Annotated in this window: 17 protein-coding genes and 2 pseudogenes; 9 read left to right on the top strand and 10 right to left on the bottom strand. The window is 54.9% G+C overall.

Annotation, left to right across the window (positions count from 1 at the left end; translation table 11 throughout):
• Positions 1-638: 638 nt before the first annotated feature.
• Positions 639-959: pseudogene (locus AC56LV_RS22360) on the top strand (transposase); the annotation flags it as partial.
• Positions 960-1047: 88 nt separating this feature from the next.
• Here the strand turns inward: AC56LV_RS22360 and AC56LV_RS22355 are convergent.
• Positions 1048-2103, bottom strand: a complete 1056-nt coding sequence (locus AC56LV_RS22355) for a CAP domain-containing protein (protein ID WP_499560867.1) — start codon at positions 2101-2103, stop codon at positions 1048-1050.
• Between the two features lie 255 nt (positions 2104-2358).
• On the opposite strand from AC56LV_RS22355, the gene AC56LV_RS22350 reads away from it, so the two are divergent.
• The 4 genes from AC56LV_RS22350 (at position 2359) to AC56LV_RS22335 (ending at position 3855) form a co-directional block, all read left to right on the top strand.
• A complete protein-coding gene (locus tag AC56LV_RS22350; protein ID WP_499560865.1) occupies positions 2359-2562 on the top strand; it encodes a hypothetical protein in 204 nt (67 codons plus the stop codon).
• 62 nt (positions 2563-2624) lie between these two features.
• Positions 2625-2999 (top strand): disulfide isomerase DsbC N-terminal domain-containing protein, encoded by a 375-nt coding sequence (locus AC56LV_RS22345; protein WP_499560863.1) that lies wholly within the window; start codon positions 2625-2627, stop codon positions 2997-2999.
• A complete protein-coding gene (locus AC56LV_RS22340; RefSeq protein ID WP_499561102.1) occupies positions 2963-3340 on the top strand; it encodes a DsbC family protein in 378 nt (125 codons plus the stop codon). Before AC56LV_RS22345 ends, AC56LV_RS22340 begins: the two co-directional genes overlap by 37 nt.
• A 44-nt stretch (positions 3341-3384) precedes the next feature.
• Entirely contained in the window at positions 3385-3855 is a 471-nt protein-coding gene (locus AC56LV_RS22335; protein ID WP_499560861.1) for a lytic transglycosylase domain-containing protein, read from the top strand.
• Positions 3856-3918: 63 nt separating this feature from the next.
• Here the strand turns inward: AC56LV_RS22335 and AC56LV_RS22330 are convergent, their stop codons facing one another.
• From AC56LV_RS22330 to AC56LV_RS22320, 3 genes are all read right to left on the bottom strand, one after another.
• Positions 3919-4335 carry a hypothetical protein gene (locus AC56LV_RS22330; protein ID WP_499560859.1) on the bottom strand — a complete coding sequence of 139 codons (417 nt, stop codon included), beginning with the start codon at positions 4333-4335 and terminating at the stop codon, positions 3919-3921.
• A gap of 75 nt (positions 4336-4410) precedes the next feature.
• The gene (locus AC56LV_RS22325) at positions 4411-5022 is read right to left on the bottom strand and encodes a hypothetical protein (protein WP_499560857.1); all 612 of its coding nucleotides are present in this window, start codon (positions 5020-5022) and stop codon (positions 4411-4413) included.
• A 2-nt stretch (positions 5023-5024) separates the two neighbouring features.
• Complete coding sequence (locus tag AC56LV_RS22320) at positions 5025-5744, bottom strand: nucleotide-binding protein (RefSeq protein ID WP_499560855.1); 720 nt, start codon at positions 5742-5744, stop codon at positions 5025-5027.
• A gap of 1406 nt (positions 5745-7150) precedes the next feature.
• On the opposite strand from AC56LV_RS22320, the gene AC56LV_RS22315 reads away from it, so the two are divergent.
• Complete coding sequence (locus AC56LV_RS22315) at positions 7151-8377, top strand: integrase domain-containing protein (RefSeq protein ID WP_499560853.1); 1227 nt, start codon at positions 7151-7153, stop codon at positions 8375-8377.
• Between the two features lie 573 nt (positions 8378-8950).
• Here the strand turns inward: AC56LV_RS22315 and AC56LV_RS22310 are convergent.
• Positions 8951-9292 carry a TraR/DksA C4-type zinc finger protein gene (locus AC56LV_RS22310; protein WP_499561100.1) on the bottom strand — a complete coding sequence of 114 codons (342 nt, stop codon included), beginning with the start codon at positions 9290-9292 and terminating at the stop codon, positions 8951-8953.
• A 401-nt stretch (positions 9293-9693) separates the two neighbouring features.
• On the opposite strand from AC56LV_RS22310, the gene AC56LV_RS22305 reads away from it, so the two are divergent.
• Positions 9694-10500, top strand: a complete 807-nt coding sequence (locus tag AC56LV_RS22305; protein WP_499560851.1) for a DUF1173 family protein — start codon at positions 9694-9696, stop codon at positions 10498-10500.
• Between the two features lie 224 nt (positions 10501-10724).
• Here AC56LV_RS22305 and AC56LV_RS22300 read toward each other — a convergent pair whose 3' ends face one another.
• Positions 10725-10904: a hypothetical protein gene (locus AC56LV_RS22300; RefSeq protein ID WP_499560849.1), complete on the bottom strand. Its 180-nt coding sequence runs from the start codon at positions 10902-10904 to the stop codon at positions 10725-10727.
• Between the two features lie 68 nt (positions 10905-10972).
• Here AC56LV_RS22300 and AC56LV_RS22295 point away from each other — a divergent pair, with 68 nt between their 5' ends.
• On the top strand, positions 10973-11380 hold the full coding sequence (locus tag AC56LV_RS22295; RefSeq protein WP_499560847.1) for a thioredoxin fold domain-containing protein: 408 nt from the start codon (positions 10973-10975) through the stop codon (positions 11378-11380).
• Between the two features lie 147 nt (positions 11381-11527).
• Positions 11528-11752 (top strand): YcbK family protein, encoded by a 225-nt coding sequence (locus AC56LV_RS22290; RefSeq protein ID WP_499561098.1) that lies wholly within the window; start codon positions 11528-11530, stop codon positions 11750-11752.
• 96 nt (positions 11753-11848) lie between these two features.
• On the opposite strand, the gene AC56LV_RS22285 is transcribed toward AC56LV_RS22290, so the two are convergent.
• The 4 genes and pseudogenes from AC56LV_RS22285 to AC56LV_RS22270 all read right to left on the bottom strand — a co-directional run bounded on the left by AC56LV_RS22285 (position 11849) and on the right by AC56LV_RS22270 (position 14532).
• Positions 11849-12430, bottom strand: a complete 582-nt coding sequence (locus AC56LV_RS22285) for a hypothetical protein (protein WP_499560845.1) — start codon at positions 12428-12430, stop codon at positions 11849-11851.
• A 211-nt stretch (positions 12431-12641) separates the two neighbouring features.
• The gene (locus tag AC56LV_RS22280; protein ID WP_499560843.1) at positions 12642-12782 is read right to left on the bottom strand and encodes a hypothetical protein; all 141 of its coding nucleotides are present in this window, start codon (positions 12780-12782) and stop codon (positions 12642-12644) included.
• 287 nt (positions 12783-13069) lie between these two features.
• Positions 13070-13285, bottom strand: a complete 216-nt coding sequence (locus AC56LV_RS22275) for a hypothetical protein (RefSeq protein ID WP_499560841.1) — start codon at positions 13283-13285, stop codon at positions 13070-13072.
• A gap of 70 nt (positions 13286-13355) precedes the next feature.
• Positions 13356-14532: pseudogene (locus tag AC56LV_RS22270) on the bottom strand (IS3 family transposase).

Below are 14532 nucleotides of genomic sequence, written 5' to 3'. Positions count from 1 at the left end.
TTCCTCAAGAGCGTCCATCTAAATTTCTACTTCGGCGTCGGCACACTCATTGCCATCCCGAGGCGCATTCGATCTGCAAAAAGGGACCGCTTTCGCCCACGTCGAAGGCCTTATCAGGGGCATTACCGGCAGCGTCATAGATAGCTATTTGCTCTTCTGTGCCCTAGTGATCAACCACGGCGACGTCACGTTGCTCGAAACTCGGAAGGTCCAGCGAATTGGCTTCTCCGTCCTGGCTATTTTTTCCGCCGGCTTCCTGTCCGATATATCAACGACACTACAACTAGCTTTGTAAGCCGGACTGAACCGGCCAAAGGGTGAAAGTCCCATCGCTCTGATCTCACACGATGGACACAGTGTCCATCATTGCCACCGGCTAAGTCGTTGTTAACGCAAGAATCACGGGGACACGTGCAGCAAAAACGGGGTCGAGTTTTAGCTGCTCGTGATATTCCACAACGACATGCTAGATAGGTCAAGAAAGTTGCTTAAATTAACGCTGTCGGCATCCGGCATTTTTGTACCCGCTACCGCTTCTCTATGTACGCATAGACAAGTGACGCCCCAGTCACCGACTCCTTTTTTAACCCGCTACTCGGAATTTATTAGGAGTAGTGCATGTTCCAGTGGCACGCGGGGGCCGGCGCCCGAAGTACAGTAAGGCGGCGATCCTAGTTCTGCTTGGCGACGATCAAGGGCTTGTTCAACTTGGCCCTGCGCCAGGCGATGGGCATGGCGCAAAGCCTGTTCAAGCTTGCTGGCCTGGACCGGCAGGTACCCGACTTCAGTACCATTAGCCGGCGCCAGAAGTATCTTTCGGTGACGGTCGGAGTGCAGCCGACGACAACGGGATTGCACCTCCTGATCGACAGCCGGGCATCAAGATGCTGGGGGAAGGCGAGTGGAAGACCAAAAAGCATGGGGCCGACTATCGTCGCCAGTGGCGCAAGGTCCACCTTCGTAATGAAAAACGCCCGGATAACTCCGGGCGTTTTCTTTTGTTGCTGCCGCTCTACCTGGCTATTTGCGCGTCGTGCAAAGATTCACTCATGAACGAGTCGTGAATTTCCACTCTTTGTTAACTACCACGTTGTTGACGCGGCCTGAGAATTTGGCGGTATAAACCGTGCCTGCTTTCAGCGGCGATTTAGCGATTAAAAACGCGACGTTTGACGACAGATAGCGGTTAGGATCGTTGTCCTTGGTCACGATACGAGCATCCATTGGCTCGGCCGCGCCAGCCTCCGTGAGCGTGAAGGTGACGACTTCAACAGTCGCTCCTTCTTTGCCAAGGACGCTAACTGGATAACCTGTTTTGGTCGGAAAGTCGGCATTGGCCGTCGACAGCTCTGGGAATGGGTTCGGAGTTTCGACGCCCGCATGCAGTCCGACGGCAGTTTGGTTTGCTGCAGGGCACAAGCCGACGAAATCGCCCGCTTGCCTCTGCGCCTTAGTGGTGCCTATTTCCATCACTACCGTTTGCGAACGGTCTTTACCAACAGCGACGCCGATATCATTGACGCTTTGCATCATGAGTCCTGCGCGGTGATACACGGTCGAAGCGAGTCCATCAAAAGCTACTTGGGCTCCCCTACCGCCGGCGAAGGCAAGTTCCTCGCCAACATAGGAGCCGGCGTAACCAGCGAACTTTGCACGATCGAGTTCCTGAATACCAGTGAACAGCAGTTTGTCTCCCTGCTCGATGTGGAACATTGACCGACCAGTTGCTGCGTCATTGGTACGCATGTTGACAGTGCCGCCGTTCAGAATGTCATTCTTAAGAACGTAGTCCAAGTGCTTCGCCGCTACGGTATCCAGCAACGTGTTTTGCGCCAACAAGCCTAGGCCGATATCAGAGCGGAATTCGTTGAGCGCGGTGACGAAAACGTACTCCTCGCTTGCAACTGCATAGGAAAAAGCCGGGACACTGGTTTGAATGTCCGAAGGCGTAACCGTCGGAACCGGCGCTGGCGCAGGCGTCCACACAGGAGGGATCACCGCAACCGGAGGAGTCACAGGAGCGTTGCTTCCACCGCCGCCACCGCACGCAACGAGGGTCAGAGCGATAGCGACAGCGGTAACGGAAGTTTTGAATTTCATCATGGTCTTGCCTTTAGTGAGAAGTTGAGTACGTTTCTTTGATGAAACTTATAACCATGATATGGCAGCTTCCGATACATGCAAGCCGACAATTGAGCCGGAAATCCCATCGATTTCTGAGCCGCTTTCATGAACTGAGAAACCTTCGATATTGGGACAGTGCAGCATATCCTCTCCGATTGGAGTGTCCTGATGAGCCGTACCATCATTTCAACCGCAACCCGATGAGCTGCCATTGCAGCAGCTGTTACAACCGCTTTGGCAGTCTCCGCGCGTGGTGGTGGCAGCGGTAACACAGTCAACGAAAAACCTGGAGTCGCCCTGTTCACGGATGCGGGTTCCGCGGTGACGGTAACGCTCGGAACGATTGCGGAATTCAGCATCGGCGGTGGCGCACAAAAATTCTTCAGCTACAGTGATGCGAACGGTACTTCCGTGAACATCCTCGTCGAAGTGCGTTAATCCAGCTGTACCAAGGCCTGCGCCGAAACGCGCAGGCCTTTTTTTATTGAGAGATTCCGAGTATGCGTATGCCCCTTTTGTATAGCGTGTCGGCAGTGGCCATGTTGATCGGCAGCGTAGCTACGGTCTTCCCCGCGCACGCAGCGCCTGGTACGCTAACCCAGCAGCTCGCTCCTAAGCTAGAACCAATTCTTGGACCCAAGATGGTCGAGAAGGTCATGCCTTCTGCTCACGCAGGACTATACGAAGTGCTTACGCACCCAGGCATTGTCTACACCGACAAAACGGCTTCGTTCGTGAGCTTCGGTCTAATTGTGGCCACTGCCACAAAAGTCAACCTGACCGAAAAGCGACTACAGGAATTCAGCAAGTTTGTTTTTAAGGGCCTGCCTTTCAAGACATCATCAAGATGGTCAAGGGTAACGGGTCGCGTGTAATCGCCACGTTTGAAGACCCCAACTGCAGTTTCTGCCGCAAGCAGATGACCGAGGTGGAAAAGCTGGACAACGTGACGATATACACTTTCCTGATCCCGATCCTGGAGTCCGATTCGATGGTTAAGTCCACTGCGATTTGGTGCGCGAAGGACCAGTCTGCTGCTTGCAATGGTTTCATGACCGGTAAGGCGCCGCTACCGGCAGCGCCGGCAGGGCGTTGCGAAACCCCATTCGAGCGCAACACCGCGCTGCAAGAGAAGCAGCGCATTACTGGCACACCGGCCGTTTTCTTCCCGGACAACAGCAAGACACCTGGCTACGTCACGGCCAACGTCATCTAGGCCAAGTCAAGAAATAACGCATTAAGCTCCCGCCCGAAGAAGCAATGCTCTCCGACCGCAACATACATCCAACGTTCACCGCCGGTGCCGCCCTGGTGTTGGCGCTTCTTGCCCCGATCCCTGCGGCGGCCGACTCTTTCGACGACGCAGCCCGGTTTTACAATGTCAACCCGTGGATTCTTCGCGCGATTGCTGCAGTCGAATCCAATTTCAATCCAGCCGCCAAGCACCCGCGCAATATAGACGGGTTGGTAGACGAAGGCATGATGGGAATTAACAGCGTGCACGGGCCAGACCTTGCTCGGTACGACGTTAGCACCGGCGACATGCGCGATGGTTGCAAGTTTGTATTTTTGGGAGCTTGGCACCTACGAAACAGGATCAATGAACGGGGTAATGACTGGCAGGGGATCGGAACCTATCACAGAAAGACCCCGAGCAAACGTGATGCTTATGCTGCAAAGATCCAGCACATTATCAACTTCTGGATTGAGCGGGGCATCATTCCCCGGTAGGCAAATACTACGACGAAAAAAGGGAAGACAGCGTGTTTTCCGTTCTGTATTCCTACACGCGCTCTAGCGTTTCATCTCTCGCAGTACCGAATTATAGGCAGCTACAAGCACACCTTTCTCCTCGATATCTGCAGCTGCTCTCGCTACCGACTGCGCAAAACCGAGTCTGGAAAGAGTCAGCGCATGGTAAAGGCGATGGAATGAAATCATCGCAAGTTCAAGCGTAGCGCCCGGCACTGTGGCCATGTAGACCGAGCTGTATAGGTTCCACCAGGTAGCGCGGAGATCACCCGTACCAGCAAGGTATGCCTGAACCAAGCGTGGGTTTATCTTAGCGACGTCGGCGCCCCAACCGCTCGAGGTAGTGGCTGGCGCCTCCGGCGCACAGCCAGCGTGTAGGGAACTGAGCAAGGTGGCGCGGTCGCGGCGGGCCAAATCATGCTGGTGGATGTCGGCGTTGTTGGACTTCCGGTTAAACATGCTGTACTCCTTCGGTGGTTAAGCCAAGAGTAGCAACGGAAAGTGGCGGCCCAAGTCGGGTTTGCGACGCCAGGGTTATCCAGCTCTCTTCCTCAGATGTTCCATCAAATGCTCGCGTAGCTTTGGATCAAGTGACGGGACGACACGCGAGAATGCCCGGCCTACTGCCGCCTCTTCAGAGCGGGCTGTTCCCTGATCAATTCCAATCTTCCACGCTGCCGCCAGCGCCACCGCTCCAATCAACGCACCGACAACCGCATACCACGCAGGAACGTATCGGAGGACGGCAGGACCCGACATGCTAGCGTTCGCGAGTTTCACACTCTTAGATACCTGAGCGTCGATGGCCTTCAACAAATGGGCTCGCTCAGCCGTTTGGAGTTCGAGCTGCACCGCTGCAGCGCGTGCTGCGGCATCCGCTCTCGCAGCGACCGCAAGTGATTCGGAAGCGCAGCGCTCGCCGGCCTGGGTGAGAACCAGCGAGGCATTACGTCCGGCTTCATCCACTGCGGCAGCTGCGAGCCTACCAGCCGATTGCATTTCCTCCGCCGACAGGCGGGCAACCTCATTAAGCTTGTGGGAAAAAAGGATTGCCCCCGTGACGATGGGATCGTCTTCTGGAATGCTTTCGCCAGTCGCTGTGAACAGCTCTAGGACGATCGCTTTGCGGATCGCGAGATCACCCATCGTTACAGATCGATCTTGTCGAGTTGGCCATCGATATCGCGACGCATGATCTTCAGGCGGTTACGTTGCATCGTCATAAATCCGTCGTCCTCATCTGCTTCGTTCCAAGTCAATCGGCGGGCATGCATCGAACGCAAATCGGCTTCCGCAGTTTTGTGATCTTTCTTCTCCAGTAACACTACGCCAAGCACACGGCTTTTAAACTGCTCGTACCCGGTAGTTTGGAGGAAGCGCTTCCCGTTCAAGGCAACAGGGCCAAAAAATTCATTTTCCCAAACCACGATCGGACAATCGCTCATTTGCAGGAGTGCCTTTAGTCCGCTGACGGTCTCATGCATTGCAACGCCACCAACAAGTGGCGAGTGAATTACGACGCGGCGGCCCGACTCGACCAGGAATGAGAACACTTCGTTCGCGGCAAGGTAATTCACCAGCGGCAAAAACGTAGGTGCGCCAGTGTCGATTACCCAATCCGTGTCCGACTTCAAAATATTTTCCATCAAGACATCGAAACGAGTTGGGTCAATATTGGCTTCGTTGTCGGCAATGCTGATGTGCTCGACATTAAGAGCGCCGAACTGCTTGAAGGTTGGACTGGTCGGATCGAGGTCGACGCAATTCAAAGGACGTTCTAGCTTAGCCAAATACTGCGCCAACGTCACGGCGATTAGTGACTTACCGACGCCGCCTTTGCCCATCATTACGAAGTGAATAGTATTCATTGCTCATCCTTATGAAAAAAAATCGTCTATCGGCCCGAGTAAAATCTTTTGCGCTTTACTCATTGGCGCGGCGATGGTTGGTACTACTTTGACGGACCCTACGGCACCCTTAACCTGCTTCGATCTATAGAGTGGTAGAGGAACTTCTACAGTTATATTCTTCACATCGCGTCTCCGTCTGATCCGGTGTATTGTATTTTTGTAATATCCAAATGTAAGGTCGAGTCCTATCGTATTTTTGATGTTTTCGAAAATTGCTGTATGGCTGTGCCCAGCCGAGAGGGCTGCCTCAATCTCCGGGAGCAGATCGGTGATTTGTGCAGATTTTGATTTCACCTTCGGCAATGGTTTAGTTAGAGAAATGGAAAGACGTGTCATTATTTGATGCCGTTAAGCTGCTTGATTTGAACGATGACGTTGTGGGGCACAGAATTGAAAATGCTACCCCAATGCTCCCAAGATGCCATACCGACGCTATCGCATTGCTACCTTAGTGCTATATACGGATTGGTTGCTACTTTACACAGCGAACGATATAACTTTACGACGAAAGCGCCATGTTTTTCGCAAGGATTAGCTTGCACTTTCGTCGCCGCTACCTATAGAATTCCTTTCGTCGCTATGCGGCATTGTTGTAAACCTCCCCTTTTCCGTTCTGTTGAATCGAAAAGCACCAATTAGTACGCCGCCTTAGCGGCACATCTCCTGACCAGGGAAGTTCGGCCTGGCACTAATAAGGCAATCCCTCCATATCCTTGTACGCCCGTGGCTCTCTTGCCACTTTTTTTTGGCACAGTGCAGGAAATACGGTGGAACACAGAGTGTCGACGAAAGCTAGGCTACATCAGCGTTTCGAGACATTTAGGAACACAGATTTCCCACAGATTGGAACTGCCACTCACTTGGGAGGCACATTTCAAGGGTTCTCAGTGTTCTAGCAACAGCAGCTCGACAGCAGCTGCGCCCATGGTCCGGGTCTGGACCGCATCAATATCAAGAGACGAAGAAAGGCGGATATCGGGAATGCTCCCCGACGCATGAATCGCTGGCCCTGTGGCCGGTGCTAATGCAGCCTCCGCGACACCTACGGGTGTGAGTAAGACCATCGGGTGCGAGCGCCACCACAGACCTGCCTACGGGCGGGAAGCGCTACGTGAGAAACCACGTGAGAGTTCAGGGCCTGGCAGCAGCAAGTCAGGCGATCGGTAACCGAAAGGTGCCGGCGTATTGTCTCTTTGCCAAGAGGGGAGACAAGGCGAAATCAAGGTTCTTACGTTTGGGTCCCTCTCCCCGGCAATAATTAATAATTAGTATTTTGTTAAGATGCCGTATCTCCTTGTGCGTAGCGAAATGCGCAATGAGATGCGGCTTCCCGAACGCATCTTTTTCTTAGACTGGAGATATCAATGGACTCGCTCAAAACACAACTGGACGCTATTCTGGCGAAGCATGCTGGGACGCGCGTAAATGGCTCGGTCGCCAGCGATCGAACAAGCGAAGCTGCCCGTGATTCATTGCATGCGAGTTTCGCCCGCTTGGTCAAACTTGGGTTTCGCCTCCAAAACCCGGAAAACTTAGGGGAGAAGCACATTCAGGCGCTGTGCAATTTTTGGCACGAGAATGGATACAAGCCAAAGACAATCCAAGGGAACCTGTCTCAGCTGCGCATCTTCTGCCGCTGGATCGGAAAAGGCGAAATGGTGAAGGATGCGGCGCATTACCTGCCTGATGTCCCTCGGGAAGAATTGCGTGTGAAGACCACCGCGGAGAAAAGCAAAAGCTGGGCTGCCAATGGAATTGACGTAGCCGAGAAGGTACGCGAGGCCGATGCCATAGATTGGCGATTCGGGGTGATGCTTAGAATGGCAGTCGCATTTGGTCTGCGCCGTATGGAAGTCGTTCAATGCGTTCCATGGAAGGTAGATCGCGTGAACAAGTTTGCGGCCTATAAAACTAAGGGTGGCCGCCCACGCGATATTTATATCGATACCAACGAACAGCGAAAAGTGCTCGACCATGTCAAGGCTTTGCTAAAGCCGAACGAACGAATGGGTTGGCTCACGCAATGCGATGGCAGTAAAGCCAGTCTGAAATATTCACTTGCGAAATGGAATAAGATGCTGGCCAAAATCGGAATAACAAAGCAGGCAAGCAATTGCACAGGTCATGGACTGCGCGCGCAGTATGCTGAGAACGCTGCTCTAATTGCCGACATGATTCCGCCTACGCTGGGCGGGTCGGGCGGACAGATGCCCAGAGAGGTTCTAGACGTCAAACGAGTCCAGGTGAGCGAATTGCTTGGCCACTCCCGAAAGAGCGTAACCGGTGCTTATTACGGCACTTTCGGGCGAGACAATGGTCATGACGCTCCAGGCCGTACTAAGGATGCTATCTCGGCTGCCGTCCCATTGATTCCTGCGGAGAAGCTGAAAAGCGTTCCGCAGGATCGGATGAATGATTGCATTCGTCTTACCGCGGAACTGATGACGGCCAGCGCATTTGTCGAGCCGAGTGTGACGCAAGCGCTTTGGGAGCATCACAGCAGCCGGCATTGCACGAATTGGCTGGTGCCGGGAGTGCATAACATCGCGGCTCTCGAAGCGGCCGCCAATCATTTCGCTACCGCTCGTTAAGGCCTCAAGCAAAAATGCCTGGGGTTGACCAGGCATTTTTCTTCTTGCTTGATTCAGTTACAGTCACTCAGTAGGGTATGAGAGGTTAGCCGGTCGGTCGTGGCGCTCTGCGCGTCCTTGAGGCTGATTTGCGCGTTGGTCAGCATTCGCTAGCCGGGGTTGACTAGGGCCTTCATGCTTCAAGGCTACCAGTCCCATTTATTTGTGACTGTAGCGCCTGAAATGCGCGGATACCATTGAAATATTGAAGCTGCGGCACGGCAGGGTGCTTGGAACTGGCGCCGGTATGCTCGCGATAGTCGCCCATCAGAGCCCGCAACTGGCGCAGGGACAGGGGCAGCGGCAGGGGCAGGCCAGTCTCCTCGTGCATACTAATAAGCAAGGCCGGCGCCACGGAAAGCCGACACTTCCGGACCTTGCAAATTTGCTAGGGATTAACGTCAAGTCTCGTCGCGAGCTGCCGATCGTTACGGGCACCCAGCAGTTGCATGAGGGTATCCAGAAGTAGTGTGGGATTGTAGTGCGGATTGTCTGGTTGCACCGCCTCGTGAGTGAACATATACATATCAGCTCTTATAGCGAGTTTTCTTGCTCTCGCGCTTCGACGCAGAGTGTCGTCGTTGGACAGATGAGTAGGCGGCCAACGCCGATCATCTCGCCTGTTTCGGCGCACCATCCAAACTCGTCAGCCTCGATCCGCTTGAGCGCTGCGCGAACGTCGAGCAGCTGCGCCGCGTCACGAACCCGGGCAGCAATCGCGAGTTGGTGCTCTTCCTCGGCGCTTGCACGATCGATCGGATCCGCACCCGCGTTGCTGTCCCTGATCTCGGCCGCGGACAACTTGGCCCTGGACTGTAGCGACTCTTCAAGGGCCATCAGCAATCCGTGGAAGCATCGCTTCTGCGCCTCGCACAGCTGGCAATCCGTATTGAAAACAGCCTACGACCGCGCAGATTTGCGCTGCGGATGCAAGGGAAAAGGTTCGAGGCGCCTAACGGTGAAATATCACGAGGGGAGTGATCTATTCTCGCTCGCACGATTCAGTCTGATCGGAGGGCAGCATGCTGCTGATTGCCAGTACTACGCGCGAATCCTGCGCAGAGTCGCGGAGGCGGGGATAACTTCGGAGTAATCGATCAGCAACCCGATGGCTCAGTCAAGATCCGCCTGGAAATCGGGATGCTCGAGCGTGGTGATGCTGCCGGGCCGGCCGGACCCACCGGGGCGCCAACGGACAGCGTTCCTTCGGTCAAGCAGTCGTCAATGAAGCTGCTCGGGTTGCTCTACTATCTGTGGGAAGAAGCCGGCCTGAACTAGTGGAAGCCAGCGTTCGCGGGAAAGCGAAGGGCCTCGCTGTCCTACAGGTGGATCAACAATGCAGCCGACAATGTCTAGGGGGGCAGGTAAAGCTGGTCGACCAGTTGCTGTTGCCGGCATTTGGTGCGGATGCACGTGAGGCGGAGCGCAATCGCACGCGCGCTGCTTTGGCGTTGCAGGCCAAACATCGAATGCTTGTAATCGCACCGCTGGCCAGTTTCACGCAGGAGCACTTTGATGCAATGGCTCGACAGTTGAAGATTGGAGGCTTCCACGGGATTCCTATGACGTTCATGCAGAATGGCCTGTGGGACAGCACTGTCCGACGGTTCCCGAATGCAATAGCGGCGTGGCGCGGCGGACGTGGACCAGTTGCGATCGCGCAGGTAGAACTGAGACAGGGCGGAAAGGGCGTGTATGCCTTCGTTATCGACATGGCGCTCATGAGTATTACGGCCGAGTTCTTTCCAGTAGAGTCGAGTTATGAACGCATAGTGGCCGATTTCCTGGTGATGCAGGGCCGCTCATTCATGAAACCACTGTGCTACCAGGCCAGCACCGACCTGGTGCTGCCGGACTTTATTTTGACGGATACGCTTCGGGAAGTACCAATGGAGGTCTTTGGTCGTGACGACGCGCGGTACCTCCAGCGCAAAGAAGAGAAGAGCGCGCACTACGACGAACAATACGGAAAATCAGGGTGGTGGATTTGGGATGCGGCTTCCCATGGCGGCAACGTGTCGAACGTGCCCTCATTCCCACCTGCGCGTGGATCAAGTGGGAAATACGGCGACAAGGCTGATTAGCAGCGCCAGGGAAGCAACTGCAATAGAATCTGGAAAACGAAGCCCGGTTCCTTGCCCGACTACTTGCAAGTTACTCCCAGGATGCGATACACCCCCATGATCCGTCTTTTCAACTATTGGCCTCGTGCACACATAGAAAAAAGCCCGACATTCGCTCGGGCTTTTTTTCGATTACCAGGAAAGCGCCAGTGCGTATTCGCGACGTCCCCGTTAGAGGACGCGGATCAGCCATTGTAATTAACGCTGCTTGGGTTCCAGCTCGCGTTCTGGTAATCGCTATCGTCGATGGCTTCATCGTCTTCAACGCTACTGCTCGAACTGCCGTTGCACATAATGAAGAGTACGCCCACAGCCAGAAGGATGTGGATCGGGTTGGTATTCATGAGAGTGTTAAAAAATTCCATCACTTAGTGCTCCAGAAATGCTGTTCGGTAAAGTACGATCTATATGTCTATAGTAACCCTCAAACTTCATGGCGCAAGCCAACAAACCGAGCAACGTGAAGAAGCTGGCCGCTCGTGTTGGAGTCCTGGTTGCCGCAACCTTCTGTGTCAACTTACTTTTGAGCCCGGCAACGGAAACGCAGCTCGATGCGTCGGCGTTGAGCGCAATCACGACCGATGCCACATTCAAGACCACCCTGGGCAACGGATCGCGAGCTATACACGTTTTCCTGAGCACTGAGTGTCCATTCTGCCGGCAGATCGAGCATGAACTGGATCAGCTCGACAACGTCACCGTGTACAGGCACATGCTTCCTGGCACCACCGAGTCAAGCCGCCGCTTGGCCGTGAACGTCCGGTGTGCGGTGTGCGGCCGATCGAGTGAAGGAGTGGAAGGAAATCGCGGCAGGCAGACCATCAAGCTTTGCGAAATGTGATGACACTGCCTTGGAAAAAAATCTGCTGCTGGCGCGGCGTTTGGAATTGACTACGACCCCGAGCATTGTGTACAAAGATGGGCACGTCTCTACTGGAATGCTTTCGTCCGTCGAGATTGCCAGCCGCATTTCTAAGTCAGCAATGCGCTGACAACGCCCCGTGGGGTTCGTCCAAAGACGAACGCAAGGGAAGGTGCGAAGCGCAACAGTCTCCATATGCAGGCTGCGGCATTGGCCCTACGGATCGAAGGGGTCAGCCCTGCCGCCCTGAGCAGGTTCGGTCGATACCTGGCAGGGGGAGGGGTGCGGTACTATCCATCAAAAGGTTTTACGCACCTGGACCGAGGGCGCATCAGGAGCTGGGTAGGCTGAGAACAAAAAGATATCCACAGTTATTGTGGATAAAAAAGCAAAGTGGCCCTTACCTGTCATAGGTAAGGGCCACCGTCGCTTCGGGCCCAACAAAAATTAGGCAGCAGTTTTTGCTGGGTCGTGAGCAGCCGCTGCGTCGAAGATGGTCGTCTGCTTCGAATGGTCGACCGCGCCGTCGTCCTTCGCCTTCTCCAGCGTCACCATGATTTCCAGCAGCTTTTCGCGGCTGGCCGCGTTCAGTTTCGCGAAAGCCGGGTCCTTCTTGACGTTCGCAAGCGCGTCATACATCGCTGGCGCCGAACGTTTGACCTCCTTCGTGAACGGGTTGTTGGGCTTAATGTTCTTGCGGGTAAGCTTGACCGGCTTGCCTTGGGCCTCCTTCTCGGATTCCGCTTCCTCAATCATCTCTGCGGCCTCTTCGCTGCCATGCTCTTTCAACAGCTGAACCGCGAGCGTGACTGTCAAAGCATCATTGGCCACCCGACCGCGCAGCTCCTTTGGGGCCGCCATCAGCAGCAGGAGACTTTTGCCCCATTCACCGGACAACGCCAAGCGACGCGCGATCTCACTATTTGGCCTGCCTTTATCGGCCGGCCGTTTGCACGCGATAGCGTACTCATAGGCTGAGTGTGGATTGCTCTTATTGCCCTGAACCATGGCAACTGTCAGGTCTTCCATGTCAATAGGCTCTTGCCTTTCTCCTTCTTCGATGGGATCACGATCACAGTTACTTCAGTGATCGGAGGCAGGGCTGCCGCCACCCTGCGGGCGTTTGCGATCGGAATCGCCAGGAGCCGGGTATGTCCATCGAAAATGTAGATTAGGTCTTGTCCGAAGCTTCGTCCCACTGGACGGTGCCCGACATCGGTTTGTGAGGGATCCAGCCTTCTTAGAAGAGCGATTCGGCGTATTCGTCGATCTTGGCTTGGTATGCGTCATTGTGGACGCGGATATTGAAGCCTCCAATAATCCGCAGTTGTTCCACTGGTAGTTTCCAGAGCTCCCTGGAGCCGGCGCCGGCGGCCTTCATGGCGTCTTTGAGGACGTCAGGATTGATCGTTGCGGTGAAGTCGGCTTCCAGCTAATCCATGTTGTGCATGAAGGCGCTCCTGATTGATATACGAGTAGGTACAGCGCCAATGAAGTTTGGCAAGCGATGAAACTGCGCGAGCAGCTAAAACTCGACCCCGAAATTGCTTGACAGGGGTACGTGTTTTGAATGGAATCAAAAACTTAGCCGATTAGAGTGATGGACACCGTGTCCATCGTTGACAGCGCTCGAGTAAGCATCGGCCACGCAACCAGACTCCACTCAGCTTAATCGCCGGTGTCAGTCGAGCCTAGCGAGGGCTGGCGCTTGTCGCCCTGAAAGCCGAACACTTCCTTGCGCAGTATGGTGAACGAACGTAGGAACGGGCCCATGTTTTCCTCTGCTACTTCGGCCATGGGACTGTGCATGAGCTTGTACAGTGCGCGGTCGGCGGTGATAAGGGCGTCGAAAAGTAAGTCGGCCTCATCCGAAATGATCCGCATCGTGCAAGTCGCCGCTGGAGTAGCCTCGGGCAGTTCGTAAGGGCGTGCAAGATCTTCCAGGCTGTAGTGGTCAAGTAATTTCGGACACGGTGAGAGGTCCTTTCTCTGCCATTGTGCGTTCATAGACGCTGGGCGGCAGATTGCCCAATACAGAATGCAGGCGCTCGCAGCTGTAGAAGCCGGCGACGTAATTGGCCACGTCGAGCTTGGCCTCTGCATGGTTCGCGTAATTGCGTTGCCAGACACGTTCCATGTTCAGGTTCAGGAAGAAGCGCTCAGCAACAGCGTTATCCCAGCAGTTGCCCTTGCGGCTCATGCTGCAGACGAAGCCATGTTCGTCGAGCAGGGCTTGGTACTGGTCGCTCGCGTACTGGCTGCCGCGGTCGGAATGGACGACAGTCCGGCTGCTGGGCGACGCGCGTGGATTGCCATGCGCAGAGCATCGCAGACCAGGGTCGCCGGCATGCTCGGCGCCATCGCCCAGCCCACAACTCTGCGCGAGAACAGGTCGAGCACGACAGCCAAATAAAGCCAGCCGGCGCCGGTCCGAATGTACGTGTTATCCAAGGCGTAAGCCACGTTCGGCGCCGCCGGGTTGAATTGCCGGGCAAGCACATTCGATGCAATTGGCAGTGCATGCTTGCTGTTAGTCGTGTGCACGAACTTACGCTTCCATACTGGCTTCAGGCCGGCCTGTTGCATCATGCGGCGCACTTTGTAACGGCCGACCTGGAGGCCGCTACTGGCCAGCGCCGTGACAAGCCGGCGGCTACCGTAGCTCTGACCACTGCTCATGAACGCGGCACGCAGATGCACGCTCGCTTTGCAAAGAACCGGCTTGGCAGTACGGTGCTTCGCTTAGTAGAATCCGCCCCGGCTTACGCCGAGCAGGCGACAGGTTTGTGCGATAGGAACGGCCTTCATTTGCAGCTCGTCGATGAGTCGGTAGCTCACTTGAGCTCGCGTGCAAAGAAGGCCGATGCCTTTTTTAACACATCCACATCACTACGAAGCTGCTGGTTTTCCTGCTCCAGCTGGCGAATGCCTTGCTGCTCAGCCGTCAATGGTTTGCCGATGCCGGGCTGGCCTTTTTGCTCGGCCTCGTACTGCTACATCCAGCGACGGATCGCCGTCACGCCGATATCCATTGTCTGGCTGACGTGCGAGATACTGAGGCCTTGTTTTGTAATCATACGGACGACCTCGAGCTTGAAGCTGGGGTCAAAATTGCGGCGCTGCCTGGTCAT

This window comes from Telluria sp. RB2R28, from assembly GCF_059685835.1.
This window is presented reverse-complemented; position numbering and strand designations above follow the sequence as displayed.